General features: G+C 62.0%; 18 protein-coding genes. 5 read left to right on the top strand and 13 right to left on the bottom strand.

Annotation, left to right across the window (positions count from 1 at the left end; all coding sequences use genetic code 11):
• Window positions 1-7: 7 nt before the first annotated feature.
• The 3 genes from pgl to prmB form a co-directional block, all read right to left on the bottom strand.
• Window positions 8-721 (bottom strand): 6-phosphogluconolactonase, encoded by a 714-nt coding sequence (pgl, locus tag ACX1DW_RS04615; RefSeq protein WP_458992875.1) that lies wholly within the window; start codon window positions 719-721, stop codon window positions 8-10.
• Window positions 708-2,177 (bottom strand): glucose-6-phosphate dehydrogenase, encoded by a 1,470-nt coding sequence (gene zwf / locus ACX1DW_RS04610; protein ID WP_102840372.1) that lies wholly within the window; start codon window positions 2,175-2,177, stop codon window positions 708-710. The genes pgl and zwf overlap by 14 nt, the downstream gene beginning before the upstream one ends.
• A 203-nt stretch (window positions 2,178-2,380) precedes the next feature.
• Complete coding sequence (gene prmB / locus ACX1DW_RS04605; protein WP_063541062.1) at window positions 2,381-3,304, bottom strand: 50S ribosomal protein L3 N(5)-glutamine methyltransferase; 924 nt, start codon at window positions 3,302-3,304, stop codon at window positions 2,381-2,383.
• A gap of 303 nt (window positions 3,305-3,607) precedes the next feature.
• Between prmB and ACX1DW_RS04600 the strand changes: the two genes are divergently transcribed.
• The 3 genes from ACX1DW_RS04600 to folE all read left to right on the top strand — a co-directional run bounded on the left by ACX1DW_RS04600 (window position 3,608) and on the right by folE (window position 5,430).
• On the top strand, window positions 3,608-4,204 hold the full coding sequence (locus ACX1DW_RS04600; protein WP_063541061.1) for a cysteine hydrolase family protein: 597 nt from the start codon (window positions 3,608-3,610) through the stop codon (window positions 4,202-4,204).
• Between the two features lie 26 nt (window positions 4,205-4,230).
• A complete protein-coding gene (locus tag ACX1DW_RS04595) occupies window positions 4,231-4,788 on the top strand; it encodes a Smr/MutS family protein (RefSeq protein WP_458992874.1) in 558 nt (185 codons plus the stop codon).
• 96 nt (window positions 4,789-4,884) lie between these two features.
• Window positions 4,885-5,430, top strand: a complete 546-nt coding sequence (gene folE, locus ACX1DW_RS04590; protein ID WP_063541059.1) for a GTP cyclohydrolase I FolE — start codon at window positions 4,885-4,887, stop codon at window positions 5,428-5,430.
• Between the two features lie 44 nt (window positions 5,431-5,474).
• On the opposite strand, the gene ACX1DW_RS04585 is transcribed toward folE, so the two are convergent.
• Window positions 5,475-6,077, bottom strand: coding sequence for a glutathione S-transferase family protein (locus ACX1DW_RS04585; protein ID WP_063541058.1), 603 nt, complete (start codon window positions 6,075-6,077; stop codon window positions 5,475-5,477).
• Window positions 6,078-6,123: 46 nt separating this feature from the next.
• Complete coding sequence (locus ACX1DW_RS04580; RefSeq protein WP_458992873.1) at window positions 6,124-7,290, bottom strand: aminotransferase-like domain-containing protein; 1,167 nt, start codon at window positions 7,288-7,290, stop codon at window positions 6,124-6,126.
• 80 nt (window positions 7,291-7,370) lie between these two features.
• Here ACX1DW_RS04580 and ACX1DW_RS04575 point away from each other — a divergent pair, with 80 nt between their 5' ends.
• On the top strand, window positions 7,371-7,814 hold the full coding sequence (locus ACX1DW_RS04575; RefSeq protein WP_063541057.1) for a MarR family winged helix-turn-helix transcriptional regulator: 444 nt from the start codon (window positions 7,371-7,373) through the stop codon (window positions 7,812-7,814).
• 92 nt (window positions 7,815-7,906) lie between these two features.
• Here the strand turns inward: ACX1DW_RS04575 and rpsA are convergent, their stop codons facing one another.
• From rpsA to mtnA, 8 genes are all read right to left on the bottom strand, one after another.
• Complete coding sequence (gene rpsA / locus ACX1DW_RS04570; protein ID WP_063541056.1) at window positions 7,907-9,589, bottom strand: 30S ribosomal protein S1; 1,683 nt, start codon at window positions 9,587-9,589, stop codon at window positions 7,907-7,909.
• A 193-nt stretch (window positions 9,590-9,782) separates the two neighbouring features.
• Window positions 9,783-10,472 carry a (d)CMP kinase gene (gene cmk / locus ACX1DW_RS04565; protein ID WP_458992872.1) on the bottom strand — a complete coding sequence of 230 codons (690 nt, stop codon included), beginning with the start codon at window positions 10,470-10,472 and terminating at the stop codon, window positions 9,783-9,785.
• A complete protein-coding gene (locus tag ACX1DW_RS04560; protein ID WP_458993381.1) occupies window positions 10,469-12,697 on the bottom strand; it encodes a bifunctional prephenate dehydrogenase/3-phosphoshikimate 1-carboxyvinyltransferase in 2,229 nt (742 codons plus the stop codon). Before ACX1DW_RS04560 ends, cmk begins: the two co-directional genes overlap by 4 nt.
• Window positions 12,698-12,708: 11 nt before the next feature.
• On the bottom strand, window positions 12,709-13,818 hold the full coding sequence (gene hisC / locus ACX1DW_RS04555; RefSeq protein WP_458992871.1) for a histidinol-phosphate transaminase: 1,110 nt from the start codon (window positions 13,816-13,818) through the stop codon (window positions 12,709-12,711).
• An 81-nt stretch (window positions 13,819-13,899) separates the two neighbouring features.
• Window positions 13,900-14,997, bottom strand: a complete 1,098-nt coding sequence (pheA, locus tag ACX1DW_RS04550; protein ID WP_011913461.1) for a prephenate dehydratase — start codon at window positions 14,995-14,997, stop codon at window positions 13,900-13,902.
• Window positions 14,997-16,082: a 3-phosphoserine/phosphohydroxythreonine transaminase gene (gene serC / locus ACX1DW_RS04545; RefSeq protein ID WP_084903527.1), complete on the bottom strand. Its 1,086-nt coding sequence runs from the start codon at window positions 16,080-16,082 to the stop codon at window positions 14,997-14,999. The genes pheA and serC overlap by 1 nt, the downstream gene beginning before the upstream one ends.
• Before the next feature lie 119 nt (window positions 16,083-16,201).
• Entirely contained in the window at window positions 16,202-19,009 is a 2,808-nt protein-coding gene (gene gyrA / locus ACX1DW_RS04540) for a DNA gyrase subunit A (RefSeq protein WP_125870444.1), read from the bottom strand.
• A gap of 136 nt (window positions 19,010-19,145) precedes the next feature.
• Window positions 19,146-20,222, bottom strand: a complete 1,077-nt coding sequence (gene mtnA / locus ACX1DW_RS04535; RefSeq protein ID WP_458992870.1) for an S-methyl-5-thioribose-1-phosphate isomerase — start codon at window positions 20,220-20,222, stop codon at window positions 19,146-19,148.
• 327 nt (window positions 20,223-20,549) lie between these two features.
• Between mtnA and imuA the strand changes: the two genes are divergently transcribed.
• Window positions 20,550-21,167, top strand: a complete 618-nt coding sequence (gene imuA, locus ACX1DW_RS04530) for a translesion DNA synthesis-associated protein ImuA (protein WP_458992869.1) — start codon at window positions 20,550-20,552, stop codon at window positions 21,165-21,167.
• The last annotated feature ends 5 nt before the right edge of the window (window positions 21,168-21,172 follow it).

The raw sequence follows: 21,172 nt of genomic DNA, 5'->3' as shown, positions 1-21,172 counted from the left end.
TCGGGCCTCACGGGCACCAGTAGATTTCGAGCGGAGCGTGCAGGAATGCCCGGATGGGCATCTGCAACGGGTCGGCACTCAGCGCTACACGTAGGGTTTCAAGCTTTTCGCTGCCTTGAATGGCCAGACACTGCATCTTGGCGCAGGCCAGTAGAGGATAGGTCATCGTCAGGCGGGCCTCGGGGGCGACCGGTGCCTGCGTAGCCACACAGCGCTCGGGACAATCCTCCCGCAAGGCATGCGCCAAATTGGCGCTGCCAGGGAACAGCGAAGCGGTGTGCCCGTCGTCGCCCATGCCGAGCACGAGCACATCGATCGGCTGATGCAATTGGTCGAGCGCCGCATTGGCGAAGCCCGCAGCCTGCTCGAGCGAGTCGGCTGGCTGGTAGAGCCCGATCAACCGGGCGGCACTCGCGGCATTCTGCAAAAGGTGGCGCCGCAGCAAGCCTTCGTTGCTCGCCGGATCGGTTGGCGAGACCCAGCGCTCGTCGGCCAGGCTGATCTGGATCTTCGCCCAGTCTAGCTCTCGCCGGGACAGGGACTCGAAGAACGCAACCGGGCTCCGCCCACCGGATACCACCAGACTTGCGACGCCGTGTGTCTGTACCGCATAGCGCAGCGCCTTGGCAACGCTGTCGGCCATCAGCTCGGCCTGCCGCTGCGCGTCGGCCGAGCTATGAGCGACCACTCCGGTGGGTAAATCGAGCTCAGAGATCGCCATACCACGCCCTCCCATCACGTGTAATGAGCGCTATCGAAGCGACCGGCCCCCAGGAGCCGGCTGGATAGAGCTTGAGCTCTGCACCGAGCCGACTCCAGCCTTCGATGAGCTGATCGCACCATTGCCAGGCATATTCGATTTCGTCCCTGCGCACAAACAGATTCTGGTTGCCCTGCATGACTTCGAGCAACAAGCGCTCATAGGCGTCGGGAATGCGCGCGCTCTTATAAGTTTCAGAGAAATTCAACTGCAGCGGGCCACTGCGCAAGTGCATTCCCTTGTCGAGCCCCTGCTCCTTGGTCATCACCTGCAGAGATATACCCTCGTCTGGCTGCAGGCGAATGATCAGGCGATTGCTGATCAACGAGCGCTGTTCGGGCGCAAAGATATAGAAAGGCGGCTCCTTGAAGTGGATGACGATCTGCGAAAGTTTCTGCGCCATTCGCTTGCCGGTACGTAGGTAGAACGGCACGCCAGACCATCGCCAGTTGCAGATGTCTGCTCGCAACGCGACGAAGGTTTCCGTGCTGCTCTGGGCATTGGAATTCTCCTCGTCCAGATAACCCGGCACCCGCTCGCCGCCAACGTTACCGGCTGCGTACTGTCCGCGCACCACTCGCTGATGAATCGCTTCGGCGGTGATGGGCGCGAGCGCCTTGAGCACCTTCACTTTCTCGTCACGGATACTGTCAGCGGTGAGATTGCTCGGCGGGTCCATGGCAATCAGACATAGCAACTGCAGCAGATGATTCTGCACCATGTCGCGCAGCTGACCGGCCTGATCGAAGTATCCCCAGCGGCCCTCAATGCCAACAGTTTCGGCGACAGTGATCTCCACATGGGAAATATGGTGTTGGTCCCACTGCGTTTCGAACAGACTGTTGGCAAATCGCAATGCGATCAGGTTCTGTACGGTCTCCTTGCCAAGATAATGGTCGATTCGATAGATCCGGCTTTCGGGAAAGTGCTCGGCCACCGCGTCGTTGACGGTGCGGGAGGACTCGAGGTCATGCCCGATGGGCTTTTCCAACACGACCCGCGTCTGCTCGGCAAGTCCGGCCGAGGCAAGGAAGCGGCAGATATCGCCATAAACGGCAGCCGGCGTTGCGAAATAGGCAATGAGCGGCTGGCCGGCCGGTACGCTCTCAGCTAGCACCCTGTAGCCCTCGCCCTGGCGAAAGTCCATACCCAGGTAGCGCAAGCGCTGCCCGAAGCGTTCGAATGCTCGCTCATCGACTTCATTGGCTGGAATGCGCGCCCGCAGCGCCTGCTCTATACGCGATTTGTGCGCCGACGGGTCGGCGCTCTCGCGCGATAGCGCCACTATTTGCGTATCGGCGTGCAACAGACCGGCACGATCCAGCTGATACAGCGCCGGAAACAACTTGCGTAGCGCCAGATCTCCCAGGGCGCCGAACAAAGCGAATGTGATGGGCTCGACGGTGATGCCAGGCATGATCCGCTCGCTTGAATGCAGGTGTCCGGTGAGCGCGGATTGCGCACTGCGTTGAGCTGGCGGGCGCGCATGATAAACGCAGACCGCGCCAGAATCAGACGCCATACTGAGCAGACCACTGACACAAGCAAATGCTCAGCGCGAGACGTGTTTTCACCGTCTTATCGGACGTACTGCTCTGCGGGCTCCGCTCCTACGGACAATCAGCTGCGATTCAATCGTGCTCGAAACAGCGCCTGATGCTCGCGGCATTGCTGGGCTGCCAGCAGAAACACGCCATGCCCGCCACGAGCGAATTCCAGCCAGGTGAAATCCACTTCGGGATACAGCGCCTGGACATGAACCTGGCTGTTGCCGACCTCCACGATAAGCACGCCGTCATCGGTCAGGTGGTCGGCGGCCTCAGCGAGCATACGGCGCACTAAATCCAAACCATCCTCCCCACAAGCCAAGCCGAGCGCAGGTTCATGCTGGAACTCAGCTGGCATGTCGGCGAAGTCTTCGGCATCGACATAGGGAGGATTCGAGACAATCAGATCGAAGCGCTGCTTGGGCAGACCGTCGAACCCGTCGCTCTGAACGGTATAAACCCTATCTTCGAGGCCATGCTGCTCAATGTTGCGGTTCGCCACTTCCAGCGCATCAAATGACAGATCGGCCAGAACCACCTCTGCCTCGAGAAATTCATAGGCGCAGGCGATGCCGATGCACCCCGATCCTGTACACAGGTCGAGTATCCGCGCAGGCGTCTTGGGCAACCATGGCTCAAAGCGATGCTCGATGAGTTCGCCAATGGGGGATCGTGGAATCAGCACGCGCTCATCCACGAAGAACGGCAGTCCACAAAACCAGGCCTGTTGCAACAGATAGGCAGTCGGCACGCGCTCATCGATCCGGCGCTGCAGCAACGCGTGCAAGTACAGGCACTCGTCTTCCTCAAGGCGGCAATCCAGATAGCTGTCAGACATTTCCCATGGCAGGTGAAGCGCTCCCAGGACAAGCTGGCGCGCGTCGTCCCAGGCGTTGTCAGTGCCGTGACCGAAGAACAGTTGCTCCGCCTGGAATCGACTGACAGCCCAGCGGATGTAGTCGCGCAGGGTGCGCAAGCGGGAAAGCGAAGCGGTCAAGAGCGAATCTCCTGTAAAAGGACGCGAGTTTAACAGGCAACCGGAAATGCCAACCACGTGTGCGACCGCCTGCGGAGTGGCGATACCCAAACCTGCACATTTGTAAATGCGCGATTCGTTTCATGCGCGCGCGATGCCGGTGCGCATTACTCTGCCTCCCCACGTGAAGATGTACCGCGCCTCGGCAATCGACGCGCATGTATCGTCTCGTTCGGCGCGAGGCCAGCGAAACACGGCGCAGGCGGTTCACAACCGGCGATTCTGGCGCCACAATCACCCCCCTCACAGTACAAGGAGTCGACAATGACCAAGCCACAGACCATGCTCCAGCTCAGTGGCCGCAGCTATAATCCGGCGGCGCTGACAAACGCCACCGTGCTGGTCATCGACGTACAGGAGGAGTACCGCAGCGGCGTGCTCGCCCTGCCAGCCCTGAACCGGGCATTGCCGGAGATTACTCGTCTGCTGGCGGCCGCAAGGGAGGCCGGCGCACCGATCGTCCATGTACATCACCTGGGCATTAGCGGCGGCCTGTTCGATCCGCAGGGCTTTCGTGGGCAGATCATGCCGGAAGCCGCGCCCCAGCCCGGCGAGTCCATCGTGGCCAAACGACTGCCCAATGCGTTCTCCGGCACCGAGCTGCACGAACTGCTGCAGAAGCTCGGCCGGCTCGATCTGATCGTGTGTGGATTCATGACTCACTCAAGCGTGAGTACCACGGTACGGGCGGCAAAGGACTATGGCTATCGCTGCACCTTGGTTGACAGTGCCTGCGCCACGCGTGATCTACCGATGGGCGATGGCAGCATCGATGCCGACCAGGTCCACCGCATCGAAATGACGATCCTTGCGGACAATTTCGCCGTTTGCGTTCCGAATGTCGACGCGCTGAAGCGCTGACTTGCATCGCTCGGTTCGGAGGCTCCATGCAAGACGACGACTTCTCTCTTTTCCAATCGGCGATCCGCGGAGTCAGGCCGATCAAGCACGACCGTGCCGAAACAGGTAAAGCGCGCAGCAATCGCGAGCAAATTGCGACTCGTCGCAGCAATGCCACGGCCAACAATGAAACGAATCGAGTCGACGGCCTTTCCGACCAGTTCGTCATAGACGTTGGCGCAGAGGATAAGCTGTACTGGGCTCGAGATGGCGTTCAGGACAACCAGTTGCGCAAACTGAAGGCGGGCCAGATCCCGTTCGAAGGCAGCCTGGACCTGCATGGCATGAGCGTGGAGAAAGCCCGCGAACAGCTCTGGGATTTCATAGCCGAAGCCACGAAGCTCGAGGTTCGTTGCGTGCGCGTGACGCATGGCAAGGCGGCCAGACTCGACGGCAAACGTCCCCTGCTCAAGAGTCACGTCAACACCTGGCTTCGGCAGCACCCACAAGTGCTGGGCTTCACGTCCTGCCTGCCGCGCCACGGTGGGACTGGAGCACTTTACGTGATGCTCAAGCGCACCATGCTCGAAGGCCGCGACGAATAAAGCGTGCAGATCAGTCACCCGACTACGCGGCACACTTGCCAGCGGGGCGGGCGCACCCTACCCTTCGCCTTCGCTATGTACCCGACAGGTAGCTCAATGTCCCTGGAACAACACTACACCGCGATCCTTGGCCAGCTTGGCGAGGACGTTAACCGCGAAGGCCTGCTCGACACGCCCAAGCGCGCCGCCAAAGCCATGCAGTACCTGTGCAAGGGCTACCAGCAGACGCTGGAGGAAGTGACCAACGGCGCACTGTTCAGCTCCGATAACAGCGAGATGGTGCTGGTCAAGAACATCGAGTTGTATTCACTTTGCGAACATCACATGCTGCCGTTCATCGGCAAGGCGCATGTCGCGTATCTGCCCAATGGCAAAGTGCTCGGCCTGTCGAAGGTCGCGCGGATTGTCGAGATGTACGCTCGCAGGCTGCAGATTCAGGAAAATCTGACCCGCGAAATCGCCGAAGCGATGCAGCAGGTCACCGGAGCCTCCGGCGTTGCCGTGGTCATCGAGGCCCAGCACATGTGCATGATGATGCGCGGCGTCGAGAAGCAGAACTCGTCCATGGTCACCTCGGTGATGCTGGGCCAGTTCCGCGACAATGCCGCTACTCGCAGCGAGTTTCTCGGGCTGGTGAAGTAACGCAGTAAAGAGACAGGGCCTTCACGGCCCTGCTCTGTCTTCAGTCAATCGTACATGCCGACATGCCGTGGATGGCTCGCAACGCGCTGCAGCCACTGGCGAATCGCAGGATATCCGCCCAGATCAAAGCCGCCTTCTTCTGCGACATGGGTGTACGCGTAGAGCGCAACGTCGGCGATCGAATAGTGGTCTCCCACCAGGTAAGGCGTGCGCAGCAGCTGCTGCTCCATCACGTTGAGTGCGTGATAGCCGTCGAGTTGCTTGGCCTCGTATTCCTCGCGTCGCTCCTCCGGCATACCCAGATAGACCTTGATGTACCGCGCCACGGCGATGAACGGCTCGTGGCTGTACTGCTCGAAGAACTGCCACTGCAGCACCTGGGTGCGCAGGCGCGGATCGGTCGGCAGGAACTCGCTCCCCTCGGCCAGGTAATTCAGGATAGCGTTGGATTCCCATAGACAGGAGCCATCCTCAAGCTCCAGCACTGGGATCTTGCCGTTCGGATTCTTCTTGAGGAAATCCTCCGAGCGCGTCTCGCCGCGAAGGATGTTAATCGGAACCCACTCGTACGGCTGGCTCAGCAGATGCAGCATCAGCTTGATCTTGTAGCAATTACCTGACCGGTAATCGCCATAGACTTTCAACATGGTCTCCCCTCCCGATCGACCCGCGGCGCGGGTCAGCAATGACTCCTCACGCAGCTTCCAGCGCACCGGCGTCGCGAATGACCTGCGCCAACCTGCGCAGCCCCTCGCCCATGCGCTCGGCCGCGACATGACTGAAGTTCAGCCGCAGGTAACCGGGATTCACATCCGGGTCGACGAAGAAGGGCTCGCCGGGCATGAACACGACGTCTTCGGCCAGCGCCTGATTGAGCAGCGTCCGCGTGTCCAGCGGCTTCTTGAGGATCAACCAGAAGAACAGACCGCCCTGCGGCAGCTCCCAGGTCGCCAGATCACGGAAGTGCTCGTCCAGTGCCGCCTGCATGGCATCGCGACGGACTCGGTAGAACTCGCGCAACTGTTCGAGATGCGCCAGGTAACGATCGCTGCCCAGCCATTGCAGGGCCTGCCACTGCCCGACCCGATTGCTATGCAGGTCGGCTGACTGCTTCAGGCGCAGCAGATAAGGAAACAGGTCCGCAGATGCGATCAGGTAACCAACCCGCAGGCCGGGCAGCAGTGTCTTGGAAACCGTGCCGGTGTATATCCAGCTGGCCCGCTTGAGGCGCGACACGATGGGCCTGGCGCTACCCTGATCGAACACCAGCTCACGGTACGGCTCGTCCTCCAGCAAGGTCACACCGAACTCGTCCAGCAAACCGGCAACCGCCTCACGTTTGGCTTCGCTGTAACGCACCGCCGAAGGATTCTGGAAAGTCGGAATCAGGTAAGCGAAAGCTGGCGCGCGCTGCTCCAGGGTGGCACGCAGTGCCGCGAGGTCCGGTCCATCAGCCTCTTGTGGAACGGCCAGGCACTGAGCGCCGAACAGCTGGAACGACTGCAGCGCGGCAAGGTAGGTCGGCGCCTCGACCAGAACCTCGGTGCCCGCGTCTATGAACAGCTTCGAGGCGAGATCCAGCGTCTGCTGCGACCCGCTGACGATCAGCACCTGGCTGGCCTCGCAAGGCACGCCCAAGGCCCGGGCCTGGGCGGCGATCGCTTCGCGAAGTGCAGGCTCGCCTTCGCTCATCCCGTACTGCCCCATGCTTGCAGGTAGTTCGGTCCAATCCACTGCAGGCAACATCGCCTCAGCCGGCAACCCACCAGCGAAGGACATCACTTCAGGACGCTGGGCTGCAGCGAGAATTTCACGAATCAGGGAGCTTTTCAGGCGAGTAATGCGTTCGGAGAAGGCCATTTCCATACCAGGTGCGAGGCGTTGCAAAATAAGTCAAACTTCTTGACCGAAATTACGCCTCTCATAATAAATACGTCAATATGCCTGACCTAAAAAAAAGCGCCGTGCAGCGCCAGATAATGGAAAGCTTCTTTCTCGGCTATCAGGCTTTCACGGCAAAGCCTGACGAGATGCTGGCCCGTCGCGGCCTGTCCCGCGTGCACCACCGCATCCTGTTCTTTATCGCCAGCTATCCCGACCTGAGCGTCAAGGAACTGCTGAGCTACCTGGGCGTTACCAAGCAGGCGCTGAACACACCATTGCGCCAACTGATCGAAATGCATCTGGTGGAAAGCCTCACGGCGGAGGACGACAAGCGCAAACGCATGCTGCGCTTCACCGCCGAGGGAGCGAAGCTCGAGCAGGCGCTGCGCCGGGAACAGGTCAGACTGCTGCAACGCGCCTTCGATGATGCAGGGGAACAAGCGGTGGACGGCTGGCTCGCGGTCAACCAGGCGCTCGCTGTGGAAAAGGCCAGGGGCTGACAGCCCTCGCAGTGCCGGAGGCTTCACTACGCCAGGACCACGGGCACAAAAAAGGGCGACCGAAGTCGCCCTTTTTCATGAAGAACCCGAACTTAGTTCTGGTTTTCCATCTGAGCACGGATCAGATCACCAATGGTGGTCGGGCCGGTGCTTTCAACTTCCTGCTTGGTGCGCAGCTCTTTCATCGCGTCCTTCTCGTCTTCGACGTCTTTGGACTTGATGGACAGGCTGATCACGCGGGACTTGCGGTCGATGCTGATGATCTTGGCTTCGACTTCGTCGCCTTCCTTCAGCACGTTGCGCGCATCTTCAACACGGTCACGGCTGATTTCGGACGCCTTCAGGGTCGCTTCGATATCGTTGCCCAGATCGATGATAGCGCCCTTGGCGTCAACTTCTTTCACGGTACCGCGAACGATGCTGCCCTTGTCATTGACGGCGGCGTAGTTGGAGAACGGATCGTCTTCCAGCTGCTTGATGCCCAGGGAGATACGCTCACGCTCCGGATCGACCGACAGGATGACGGTGTCCAGCTCGTCGCCCTTCTTGAAGCGGCGAACGGCTTCTTCACCCGGCTCGTTCCAAGAGATGTCGGACAGGTGAACCAGACCGTCGATGCCGCCATCCAGACCGATGAAGATACCGAAATCGGTGATCGACTTGATGGTGCCGGAGATACGGTCGCCCTTGTTGAACTGGCTGGAGAAATCTTCCCACGGGTTGGATTTGCACTGCTTGATGCCCAGGGAGATACGACGACGCTCTTCGTCGATGTCCAGAACCATGACTTCCACTTCGTCGCCGACCTGAACGACCTTCGACGGGTGGATGTTCTTGTTGGTCCAGTCCATTTCGGATACGTGCACCAGACCTTCGACACCTTCTTCCAGCTCGGCGAAGCAGCCGTAGTCGGTGAGGTTGGTGACGCGAGCCTGAACGCGGGTGCCTTCCGGGTAACGAGCCTTGATGGCAACCCATGGGTCTTCGCCCAGTTGCTTCAGGCCCAGCGATACGCGGTTGCGCTCGCGGTCGAACTTCAGCACCTTGACATCGATCTCGTCGCCAACGTTGACAATCTCGGACGGATGCTTGATGCGCTTCCAGGCCATGTCGGTGATGTGCAGCAGACCATCGACGCCGCCCAGGTCAACGAACGCACCGTAGTCGGTGAGGTTCTTGACGATACCCTTGACCTGCTGGCCTTCCTGCAGGGATTCCAGCAGAGCTTCGCGCTCGGCGCTGTTCTCGGCTTCCAGCACGCTGCGACGGGAAACGACAACGTTGTTGCGCTTCTGATCGAGCTTGATGACCTTGAACTCGAGCTCTTTGCCTTCCAGGTGAGTGGTGTCGCGCACAGGGCGGACATCGACAAGCGAACCCGGCAGGAACGCGCGGATGCCGTTGACGTCGACGGTGAAGCCACCTTTGACCTTGCCGTTGATGACGCCCTTGACCACTTCTTCTGCAGCGAAAGCCGCTTCCAGAACAATCCAGGATTCCGCGCGCTTGGCCTTTTCACGGGACAGCTTGGTTTCGCCAAAGCCATCTTCAACCGCGTCCAGAGCAACGTGGACCTCGTCACCCACCTTGATGGTCAGCTCGCCCTGCTCGTTGTAGAACTGCTCGACCGGGATGACGCCCTCGGACTTGAGGCCAGCATGCACGGTGACCCAGTCACCGTCGATGTCGACCACGATGCCGGTGATGATGGCACCCGGCTGCATGTCGAGGGATTTAAGGCTTTCTTCAAAAAGTTCTGCGAAGCTTTCGCTCATGTTGATTCCTGCTGTTTTCGGGCGAGGATCCGCCCAATCTCCACATTCCAGACAATGTGGGTTCATTCATATAAAAAAAGGCCTGCGGGACTGGATCTGGTCTCCCACATGCCTCCTTGTTAACGGCTCGAGGTGCGCAACCTACTGGCTGCGCTGACATCGAAGTCCGTTTGGCCGCCTTTCGGCGTTCCGATCATCCAGCCAAGTCGCGATCGGCGACTTCGCTCAGAATCCTTTGCAGCACTTCTTCGATAGAGAGTGTAGTGGAATCCAACTGAATGGCATCGTCTGCCGGCTTCAGTGGCGCTACCGCTCGCTGGGTATCGCGCTCGTCGCGCTCCCGGATCTCCTCAAGAAGACTCGCGAGATTAACATCATCACCGCGCGCCTTCAACTGCAAGTAGCGTCTGCGGGCACGCTCTTCAGCGCTGGCGGTAAGGAATATCTTCAGTGGCGCATCGGGGAACACGACGGTTCCCATGTCGCGTCCGTCAGCGACCAGGCCGGGTGCCTCGCGAAAGGCTTTCTGTCGCTGCAACAGCGCGGTCCGAACCACCGGCAATGCCGCGACCTGCGAAGCGCCTGCACCGACGCTCTCGTTGCGAATGGCCTCGGTGACTTCCTCGCCCTCGAGGATGATCATCATGCCGTGCCCATCGCGGGCAGCGCCGAACTGCACATCCAGATGCTCGGCAAGCACCTTCAGGGCTTCCTCGTTGGTCAGGTCGACACCATGATTGCGCGCAGCGAAGGCCAGCAAACGGTACAGGGCGCCGGAATCGAGGAAATTCCAGCCGAGCTTGCCGGCGAGCAACGCGGCGACGGTTCCCTTGCCCGAGCCGCTGGGCCCGTCGATGGTGATGACTGGTACAGGCTTGATCATGAGGCGCCCTCCGCCTGAACCTGCATCCCGGCCCGCTGAGCCAGATCCAGGAAATTGGGGAACGAGGTTGCCACGTTCGCGCAATCGTGGATGCGGACCGGGCCGCTGGCGCGCAGCGCAGCGACGCTGAACGACATGGCGATACGATGATCACCGTGCGCCCAGACTTCACCGGAACCGATCATGCCACCTTCGATAACGATGCCATCAGGTGTCGGTTCCGCCTTGATACCCAGCGTCTGCAGGCCGTCGGCCATGACCTGGATACGATCCGACTCCTTGACGCGCAGCTCCTCAGCACCGCGCAAGGTGGTGCGGCCCTGGGCGCATGCCGCGGCAACGAAGAGCACGGGAAACTCGTCGATGGCCAGCGGCACCAGGTCTTCGGGGATGTCGATACCCTTGAGCTGCGCACCGCGCACGCGGATATCGGCGACAGGCTCGCCGCCCACCTCGCGAAGGTTCTCCAGAGTGATATCGCCGCCCATCAGCTTGAGGATGTCGATCACACCGGTACGGGTCGGGTTGACCCCTACATGCTCGAGCACGATCTCCGAGCCCGGTGCAATGCTAGCCGCGACCATGAAGAAGGCCGCCGAGGAGATATCCGCCGGCACCTCGATATGGGTGCCACGCAGCTTGTGCCCCGGCTCGACGATCGCGGTGCGCCCTTCGACCGTTACCGGGTAGCCGAAACCGCGCAGCATCCGCTCGGTGTGATCACGAGTCGGGGCAGGCTCGGTGACGGAGGTCTGGTCGGCGGCATACAGGCCGGCCAGCAGCAGACAGGATTTGACCTGTGCGCTGGCCATCGGCATGTCGTAGTGCATACCGGACAGGCGCTGGCCGCCACGAATGGTCAGCGGCGGACGACCTTCGGCAGCCGTCTCGATGACCGCGCCCATCTCGCGCAGCGGCTTGGCGACGCGATTCATCGGGCGCTTGGACAGCGAGGCATCGCCGGTAAGGGTGGTATCGAACGGCTGCGCCGCAAGCAAGCCGGACAACAGGCGCATGGAGGTGCCGGAGTTACCCAGATAGATCGGGCCAGGCGGCGGCTTCAGACCGTGCAGGCCAACGCCATGGACGGTCACCCGCCCCTGCTGCGGGCCTTCGATGACCACACCCATGTCACGGAACGCCTGAATCGTGGCGAGGGCGTCTTCACCTTCGAGAAAACCCTCAACTTCAGTGGTCCCTTCCGCCAGGGAACCCAGCATGATGGAACGATGCGAAATGGATTTGTCGCCTGGAACACGCAGATGGCCGGTCAGGCTGCCGCCAGGGTTGGCGAGGAAAACGAGGTCATTGGAATGCATAACGTCCACATAGGCTCGGCGAGCCAGTATTTTGCTGAAATGTTCCCGGGCAGCCCGGGCGCGCGTGAACACGCCCAACAACCTGTGCCCGTCTCCTTCATCGACCGCGGCGCGCAGGGCGTCGAGGTCGGCACGAAAATCATCCAGGGTATGCAGCACCGCCTCGCGATTGGCGAGGAAGATGTCGTGCCACATCACCGGGTCGCTACCGGCAATACGGGTGAAATCACGAAACCCACCCGCCGCGTAACGGAAGATCTCGAGATTCTCATGGCGCTTGGCGAGCGAATCAACCAGACCGAAGGCCAACAGGTGCGGCAGGTGACTAGTGGCGGCCAGCACCTCGTCGTGGTGCGCCACGTCCATGTGCTCGACATCGGCACCGAGCGCTACCCAAAGCCGGGTCACCAGCGCAAGCGCCTGCGGATCGGTGTTCTTCAGCGGCGTCAGTATGACCTTGTGGCGGCGGAACAGCGTGCTCTTGGCCGCCGTGACACCACTGAGCTCCGATCCGGCGATGGGATGGCCGGGAACGAAACGCGACGGCATCTCGCCGAACACGTTACGCGCGCAGCGCACCACATTGCCCTTGGCGCTGCCGACATCGGTGATCACGGCGGAGCCCAGGTCGAGCTTCGCCAGCTCGCCGAGCAGTCGTTCCAGGGCGAGGATGGGTGTGGCGAGCTGAATAACGTCGGCGTCACGGCAGGCTTCGGCCAGCGTGTCGGCACAGCGATCCACCACGCCCAGCTCGACCGCCAGTTCACGCGAGCGGGCGTCCAGATCGAAGCCGACCACCTCGCGGCTAAGGCCGGACTCACGCAGCCCCTTGGCAAACGAACCGCCAATCAACCCGAGCCCGATCACTACCAGGCGATCGATGACAGGTGCGGCTCGTTGTTCCACGGCGGCTGGGCTCACTGCTGCAGTACCTGCGCCAGCACGTCCAGAAAGCGTGCATTCTCACGCTCGGTACCAATGGAAACCCGCAGGAATGTCGGCATTCCGTAACCGGCTACCGGCCGCACGATCACACCCTCGCGCAAGAGTGCCTGATTGATCGGTGCAGCATCGCGGGCAAAATCCACCGCAATGAAATTGCCCCGCGAGGGAATCCACTCCAACCCCAACTGGCGGAAGCCGCGCTCCAGCTGAGCCATCCCGGCGTCGTTCACCCGGCGGCTGGCTGCCAGATAATCGACGTCATCCAGCGCCGCGCAGGCGGCGGCCAGCGCCAGGCTGTTCACATTGAAGGGCTGGCGAACGCGGTTCAACACGTCGGCGATCACCGGCGAGCTGATGGCGTAGCCGACGCGCAGGGCCGCCAGGCCATAGGCCTTGGAGAAGGTGCGCGAAACCAGCAGATTGGGATAGTCGGCGAGGTAGGCCAGCCCATCAGGCAGCTCCTGACCTTCGGCGTACTCGATATAGGCCTCGTCCAGCACCACCAGTACATGGGCTGGCACGCGCGCGAGGAAAGTACCCAACGCAGCGGCATCGAACCAGGTCCCGGTGGGGTTGTTCGGGTTGGCGACAAAGACGACCCGGGTGTTCTCGTCGATGGCAACGGCCATCGCGTCGAGATCGTGCCCCCAGTTCTTCGCCGCGACAGCACGCCCCTCGGCGCCGACGGCCTGGGTCGCGATCGGATAGACGGCGAAGGCGTGTTCGCTGAAGACGGCGTTGAGCCCCGGTGCCAGATAGGCACGGGCGACCAGCTCGAGGATGTCGTTGGAACCATTGCCTAGCGTGACCTGGTGGACACCCACCGAATAACGCTGGGCAAGGCGCTGCTTGAGCACGAAGCCGTTACCGTCGGGGTAGCGGGTCAACTCGGAAAGCTCGGCCTGGATCGCTGCCAGCGCCTTCGGGCTGGGCCCCAGAGGGTTCTCATTGCTGGCCAGCTTGACGATTCCGGCGGGGTCCAGCTTCAACTCGCGCGCCAGCTCATCGACCGGCTTGCCTGGTACGTAAGGCGACAGCTTCTGCACGCCCGGCTGCGCCAGGGCAAGGAAATCACAACTCATTGGTTAGGCCTCAGGCTGCAGGCTCAGGCGGCAGGCACAAGCCTGTCGCCTGCCACCTGCTCCTGAAGCCCGGAGCCGCAATTAAAGTACTGCCTTGGGGTAGGAACCCAGCACCTTCAGCGCCACGGCTTCCTGGCCAATCTTCTCCAGCACGTCCTTGATCAGCGGATCCTGGTGGTGGCCGAGGAAGTCGATGAAGAACACATAGGTCCACTTGCCGCTGCGCGACGGCCGCGTCTCGATCCGGGTAAGGTCGATGCCATTGGTGTGGAACGGCACCAGCAGCTCGTGCAGCGCACCCGGCTTGTTGCGCATCGAGACAATGATCGACGTCTTGTCATCGCCGGTCGGCGGCACTTCCTGGTTACCGATGATGAGGAAGCGGGTGGAGTTGTCCGGGCGGTCTTCGATCTTCTCCGCCAGCTTGGTCAGGCCGTACAGCTGGGCCGCCATGTCGCCGGCAATGGCGGCCGAGTTCCACTCGCTCTTGACCCGCTTGGCCGCATCCGCATTGCTGGAAACCGCCACCCGCTCGACGTTCGGATAATGCGCATCGAGCCACTTGCGACACTGCGCCAGCGATTGGGCATGGGAATAGATGCGCGTAATGCGATCGGTCTTGGTGGTTTCGCCCACCAGCAGATGATGGTGGATGCGCAGCTCCACCTCGCCACAGATAACGATGTCGTGCTCGAGGAAGCTGTCCAGCGTGTGGTTGACCGCGCCTTCGGTGGAGTTCTCCACCGGCACCACGCCGAAGTTCACCGCACCGGCGACCACTTCGCGGAACACCTCATCGATCGCCGCCATCGGGGTGCTGATCACCGCATGGCCGAAATGCTTGAGCGCGGCGGCCTGAGAGAACGTCCCTTCCGGCCCCAGATAGGCCACACGCAGCGGCTGCTCGAGCGCCAGGCAGGAGGACATGATCTCGCGGAACAGGCGGGCCATCTCTTCATTGTCGAGCGGCCCACGATTGAGTTCCATGATGTGTTTGAGCACCCAGGCTTCGCGTTCCGGGCGGTAGAACACCGCCGACTCGCCCTCGGCCAGCGCAGCGGTCTTGACCCGAGCCACTTCCTGGGCACAGCGGGCGCGCTCGCTGATCAGCTCGAGAATACGCTCGTCGAGACTGTCGATTCGAACCCGCAGCGCCTTCAGCTGATCGGCGTCGCTCATCAGCCGTGCTCCTTCTCGAACTCGGCCATGTAGGCCACCAGCGCCTCGACCGCATCCAGGCCGACAGCGTTGTAGATCGAGGCGCGCATGCCGCCCACGGATCGATGACCTTTCAGGTTCAGCAGGCCACGCGCGTCGGCACCAGCCAGGAAGGCCTTGTCCAGGCGCTCATCGGCCAGGCGGAACGGCACGTTCATCCACGAGCGCGCGTTGACGGCGATCGGGTTGGTGTAGAAATCGCTGGCATCGATTGCGCCGTAGAGCATGTCCTTCTTCGCGCGATTGCGCTTTTCCATCGCCTCGACGCCGCCCTGCTCCTTCAGCCACTCGAAAACCAGCCCCGAGAGATACCAGGAGAAGGTCGCCGGGGTGTTGTACATCGAGCCATTGTCGGCGGCGATCTTGTAATCGAGCATGGTCGGGCAGACGGAACGTGCGTGGCCGAGCAGGTCCTCACGGACGATGACCACCACCAGCCCGGACGGGCCGATGTTCTTCTGCGCCCCGGCATAGATCAGGCCGAACTTCGACACGTCGATCGGCCGCGAAAGGATGTCCGACGACATGTCAACGACCAGTGGGGTATCGCCCAGCTCCGGCACCCAATCGAACTGCAGGCCGCCGATGGTCTCGTTGCTGGCGTAGTGCAAATAGGCCGCGCCATCGCTCAGCTGCCAGTCGTTCTGTCCGGGAATCGCGAAGTAGTCGTAAGGCTTGGCAGTCGCCGCGATGTTCACGTGCCCGAAACGACGGGCCTCCTCGATCGCCTTGCGCGACCAGATGCCGGTATCGACATAGTCGGCCACGCCACCCTCGGGCAGCAGGTTCAGCGGAATCTCGGCGAACTGCTGGCTGGCCCCGCCCTGCAGGAACAGCACCTTGTAGTTCGACGGAATCGCCAGCAGATCGCGCAGATCCTGCTCCGCCTTTTCGGCGATGGCAGTGTAATCGTCGCTGCGATGGCTCATTTCCATGACCGACAGGCCCTTGCCATGCCAGTCGAGAAGCTCCGCCTGGGCGCGCTGAAGGACGGCTTCGGGAAGCGCAGCCGGACCGGCACAGAAGTTAAAGGCGCGTTTGCTCACTGCTGTTCTCTCGCTCTTGCTCGATATTGAATCCCGGGCTCGGCGGCCGGTTTCTTTACCGACCGCCTCGCTACCGTCTGCCCGGTGTGCTGCTTTCTATCGGATGGCGTTATCGCCAATCAGTCTTCGTCGTCGGTCGGCACCACGTCCGGCGACACATCGCCGCCACCGCCAAGCAATTCGTCTTCGCTCGGCTCGGTACTGATGACCGGCATTTCCTTCTCGAGGGCATCGTCATCGAGCAGCGCCTCGATGTCTTCCAGCACCTCTTCCTCGGACGGCTCCTGCACCCGCTCCAGACCGACCAGGTGTTCGCCTTTGCTCAGCTTGATCAGCGTGACGCCCTGGGTGTTGCGACCCAGCGAGGAGACTTCGTCGACGCGGGTCCGCACGAGCGTGCCCTGGTCGGAGATCAGCATGATCTCCTCGCCCTCGAGCACCTGTACGGCACCGACCAGCGGACCGTTGCGCTCGTTGGTCACCATGGCGATGACGCCCTGGCCACCACGACCGCGGCGCGGGAACTCTTCCATCGCCGTGCGCTTGCCATAACCGCGCACCGAGGCGGTGAGGATCTGCGCGTCGGGCTCCGGAATCAGCATCGAGATGATCCGCTGCCCTTCCGGCAGACGCATGCCACGCACACCGCGGGCATTGCGGCCCATGATGCGAACCTTGCTTTCCTTGAAGCGGATGACCTTGCCTCCATCGGAGAACATCATCACTTCCTGGGCACCATCGGTCACGGCAGCGGCGATCAGGGTGTCGCCCTCCTCCAGCTTCAGTGCGATGAGACCGGAAGTACGAGGCCGACTGAACTGCACCAGCGGTGTCTTCTTGACCGTCCCCTTGGCCGTCGCCATGAAGATGTAGGCACCGGTGGGTTCGTCCTTCTCATCGCTGTCGTCGTCGCCCTCGACATCGTCGACGTCGTCATGCTCGATCACCAGACCTTCGGCGTCGTCCAGTTCCTCGTCACTCTCGGCAGCCTGCTTGCGCAAGGCCTCGAGATCGACCTGCAGCATGGCGGTGATGCGCTCGCCCTCGTCCAGCGGCAACAGGTTGACCAGCGGACGCCCACGCGAGGTGCGCGAGGCCTCGGGAATCTCGTAGGTCTTCAACCAGTAGACCTTGCCCTTGCTGGAGAACAGCAGCAGCGTGGTATGACTGTTGGCAACCAGCAGATGCTCGACGTAGTCCTCTTCTTTCACCCCGGTCGCGGCCTTGCCACGGCCACCGCGGCGCTGCGCCTGATAGGCGGCCAACGGCTGGGACTTGGCGTAGCCACCATGGGAGATGGTGACGACGCGCTCTTCTTCGGTGATCAGGTCGGCCAGGGTCAGATCCAGACGGGACTCGAGGATCTCGGTGCGCCGCGCATCGCCGAAGTCGCGCTTCACGCCCTCGAGCTCCTCGCGGATGACTTCCATCAGCCGCACCGGATTGGTCAGGATACGGATCAGCTCACCGATCTGGGTGAGGATTTCCTGGTACTCGGCGAGCAGCTTCTCGTGCTCGAGACCGGTCAGGCGGTGCAGACGCAGGTCGAGGATCGCCTGGGCCTGCTCTGGCGAGAGGAAATACTTGCCGTCGCGCAGACCATACTGCGGGTCCAGATTCTCCGGGCGGCAGGCGTCTGCCCCGGCGCGCTCGACCATCGCCTCGACCGCGCTCGACTCCCAGGCAGTGGAGATCAGCGCATCCTTGGCTTCGGCCGGCGTCGGCGAGGCCTTGATCAGGGCAATCACCGGATCGATGTTGGACAGCGCAACTGCCTGGCCTTCAAGGATGTGCCCGCGCTCGCGCGCTTTGCGCAGTTCGTACACGGTACGCCGGGTGACGACTTCGCGGCGGTGACGGACGAAGGCTTCCAGCAGTTCCTTGAGGTTCAGCGTGCGCGGCTGGCCATCGACCAGCGCCACCACGTTGATGCCGAACACGCTCTGCAGCTGGGTCTGGGCATAGAGGTTGTTGAGGATCACCTCCGGCACCTCGCCACGACGCAGCTCGATGACTACACGCATGCCGTCCTTGTCGGACTCGTCACGCAGCTCGGTGATGCCTTCGATCTTCTTCTCTTTCACCAGTTCGGCGATCTTCTCGATCAGCCGCGCCTTGTTCAGCTGATACGGCAGCTCGGTGATGACGATCTGCTGGCGGCCGCCGACCTTGTCGATGTCCTCGATATCGGCCCGCGCACGGATATAAATGCGGCCGCGACCGGTGCGATAGGCCTCGATGATGCCGGCGCGACCGTTGATGATGCCCGCGGTGGGGAAATCGGGGCCGGGAATGAACTGCATCAGCTCATCGATGGTGATATCGGCGTTGTCGATCAGCGCTAGGCAGCCGTCGATGACTTCGCCCAGGTTGTGCGGCGGAATGTTGGTGGCCATGCCGACCGCGATACCGCTGGAACCGTTGACCAGCAGGTTGGGGATCTTGGTCGGCATGACTGCCGGAATCTGCTCGGTGCCATCATAGTTGGGCACCCAGTCGACGGTTTCCTTGTCCAGGTCGGCCAGCAGCTCGTGCGCCAGCTTGGCCATGCGCACTTCGGTGTAACGCATTGCCGCAGCACTGTCGCCATCGACCGAACCGAAGTTGCCCTGACCGTCGACCAGCATGTAGCGCAGCGAGAACGGCTGCGCCATACGCACGATGGTGTCGTACACCGCGGAGTCGCCGTGCGGGTGGTATTTACCGATCACGTCACCGACCACACGGGCGGATTTCTTGTACGGCTTGTTCCAGTCGTTGCCCAGCTCGCTCATGGCGTAGAGCACGCGACGGTGCACCGGTTTCAGGCCATCGCGCGCGTCCGGCAGCGCACGGCCGATGATCACGCTCATGGCGTAATCAAGGTAGGACTGCTTGAGCTCGTCTTCGATATTGACCGGGAGGATTTCTTTGGCCAGTTCGCCCATGGAAGCCTGGTTCCTTATAGTCAGCAGGGTCCTGCGATAAGCGCGGGATGGTAACACAGACGGCGGCTATAAGCTGAGCCTTGCGCACGGCTGCGGCTTGTCTGCATGGCCCGCTCGCGGGCCGATCGATTCAGGTTCAATGCAAGCGTTTGCGGCTCATCAAATCGGCCATCTTCGCCGCGGTCGGGCGCTCGACCACCCCTTTCTCGGTGACGATGACATCAATGAGATCAGCCGGTGTTACATCGAACACTGGATTGAATGCCTCGACATCAGCTGCGAAACGCTGGCCATTGACCTCGAGCAGCTCGCTGCCGGCACGCTCTTCGAGGGGAATCTCATCGCCGCTTTCCAGCGTCATGTCGATAGATGAGCTCGGCGCCACCACCATGAAACGCACGCCGTGGTGCATCGCTAGAACCGCGAGCTGGTAGGTACCGATCTTGTTCGCCACATCGCCATTGGCGGCGATGCGATCCGCCCCGACGATCACCCAGGAAATACCGCGCGACTTCATCAGATGAGCGGCCGCCGAATCGACGTTCAGCGTGGCCGGCACGCCATCGCCCAGCAGCTCCCAGGCGGTCAGGCGAGAACCCTGCAGCCAGGGGCGGGTTTCGTCCACGTAGACGCGCTCCACCAACCCATCGAGATGCGCCGCGCGGATGACACCGAGCGCGGTACCGAAACCACCGGTCGCCAGGGCACCGGTGTTGCAGTGAGTAAGCAGGTTCTGCGGATTGCCCTGATGGCGACGAATGAGGTCGACACCGAACTGCGCCATGGCCAGATTAGCCTCCCGATCGCTCTCATGTATCGAGATGGCCTGGGCCTCCAGCGCCGCGCAAGGATCCTCGCCTGGCTTGAGGCGTTCGAGGCGTTCGCGCATCTGCTTCAGCGCCCAGAACAGATTGACCGCCGTGGGACGCGATGCGGCAAGGAGCGCGACATCTTCCTCCAGCGCCTGCCGCCAATCACCACTGGCCGCCATGCGCGTACGGGCAGCCAGGACAAGCGCATAGGCCGCACTGATGCCGATGGCAGGCGCGCCGCGCACGACCATGTTGCGAATGGCGTCAGCGACCGCAGCGGCAGAATCGCAGCTGTGCCAGACCTCTTCGGTCGGCAGCTTGCGCTGATCGAGCAGGCTCAGGCGATCGCCATGCCACTCGATCGATTTCACCTTTTCCGCGGCCAGCAGGCGCTCGCGCATGGCATTTCCCTCGTTCAGCTTCGTCGAAGCAGGACCCATGATGCGCCCCGCACAGCAAAGAAAAAGCCCGGCTCGCGACCGAACCGGGCTTTCTATCTCGATATGGCCGGGAACAGTGAGGCCTCGCATCCCGGGCGCGAATGCTAATGCACTGATTTTCCAAGTACAAGCGACGGCTATTGATGCCTGGTTCTGGCTGTTTTCCCCAGGCAGCGCCGCTCGACCTGTCAGCAGACCCACCGGATACGCGCGTCCATCCGAGCCAACTTGACCAGGCACGAGCCGCCTAATACTGTATCTATATACAGTTATCTGGATGCCGTACTCATGTCTTCCGTGGTCGCCCTTGACCGCCTGCTGGATGCTCGCCGCATCTGGCGTGGCCAGGCCGTTGCATCTCCTACGGCGGCCCAACCGACCGGACATGCCATGCTGGATGCGCTCTTGCCCGCTGGCGGCTGGCCGGATTCGGCACTCAGCGAAATCCTTTTCGCAGCCCCGGGGATCGGCGAGCTACGCCTGCTGTGGCCGACGCTCGCCAGGCTGACCAGCGCAGGCGAACGTGTCGTGCTGGTCGCCCCGCCCCATCGTCCCTGCCCCCAGGCCTGGCTTGCGGCTGGAGTGGATCTGCGCCATCTGGTCATCGTCCAGGCCAAGGACCGCGATGCCTTGTGGAGCGCCGAACAGTGCCTGCGTTCCGGCAGTTGCGCCGCCGTGCTGTGCTGGCCGCGACAGGCCGACGACCGCGCCCTGCGACGTCTGCAGATAGCCGCCGAAACCGGCCAGACCCTGGCCTTTGCCTATCGTCCGCTGCGCGAAGCGGAAAATCCGTCGCCTGCGGCATTGCGCCTGACCCTCGAAGCACAGCCGGTGCAACTGCGGGTCATCAAGTGCCGCGGCGGCCTGGCTCCAGCCCGGGCGCTACCAGCCAGCGCCTGGCAATAGGTGCG

The sequence above is a fragment of the Stutzerimonas sp. KH-1 genome, from assembly GCF_054483855.1.
The sequence above is the reverse complement of the archived record's forward strand: the minus strand, read 5'-3'. Positions and strand labels throughout refer to the sequence as shown.

Excerpts from the sequence above, each read along its gene's own strand:
- pgl (WP_458992875.1), bottom strand. The coding sequence starts at position 721 with ATGGCGATCTCTGAGCTCGATTTACCCACCGGAGTGGTCGCTCATAGC.
- zwf (WP_102840372.1), bottom strand. The coding sequence starts at position 2,177 with ATGCCTGGCATCACCGTCGAGCCCATCACATTCGCTTTGTTCGGCGCC.
- ACX1DW_RS04600 (WP_063541061.1), top strand. The coding sequence starts at position 3,608 with ATGACCAAGCCACAGACCATGCTCCAGCTCAGTGGCCGCAGCTATAAT.
- ACX1DW_RS04595 (WP_458992874.1), top strand. The coding sequence starts at position 4,231 with ATGCAAGACGACGACTTCTCTCTTTTCCAATCGGCGATCCGCGGAGTC.
- folE (WP_063541059.1), top strand. The coding sequence starts at position 4,885 with ATGTCCCTGGAACAACACTACACCGCGATCCTTGGCCAGCTTGGCGAG.
- ACX1DW_RS04585 (WP_063541058.1), bottom strand. The coding sequence starts at position 6,077 with ATGTTGAAAGTCTATGGCGATTACCGGTCAGGTAATTGCTACAAGATC.
- ACX1DW_RS04580 (WP_458992873.1), bottom strand. The coding sequence starts at position 7,290 with ATGGCCTTCTCCGAACGCATTACTCGCCTGAAAAGCTCCCTGATTCGT.
- ACX1DW_RS04575 (WP_063541057.1), top strand. The coding sequence starts at position 7,371 with ATGCCTGACCTAAAAAAAAGCGCCGTGCAGCGCCAGATAATGGAAAGC.
- rpsA (WP_063541056.1), bottom strand. The coding sequence starts at position 9,589 with ATGAGCGAAAGCTTCGCAGAACTTTTTGAAGAAAGCCTTAAATCCCTC.
- cmk (WP_458992872.1), bottom strand. The coding sequence starts at position 10,472 with ATGATCAAGCCTGTACCAGTCATCACCATCGACGGGCCCAGCGGCTCG.
- hisC (WP_458992871.1), bottom strand. The coding sequence starts at position 13,818 with ATGAGTTGTGATTTCCTTGCCCTGGCGCAGCCGGGCGTGCAGAAGCTG.
- pheA (WP_011913461.1), bottom strand. The coding sequence starts at position 14,997 with ATGAGCGACGCCGATCAGCTGAAGGCGCTGCGGGTTCGAATCGACAGT.
- gyrA (WP_125870444.1), bottom strand. The coding sequence starts at position 19,009 with ATGGGCGAACTGGCCAAAGAAATCCTCCCGGTCAATATCGAAGACGAG.
- mtnA (WP_458992870.1), bottom strand. The coding sequence starts at position 20,222 with ATGCGCGAGCGCCTGCTGGCCGCGGAAAAGGTGAAATCGATCGAGTGG.
- imuA (WP_458992869.1), top strand. The coding sequence starts at position 20,550 with ATGTCTTCCGTGGTCGCCCTTGACCGCCTGCTGGATGCTCGCCGCATC.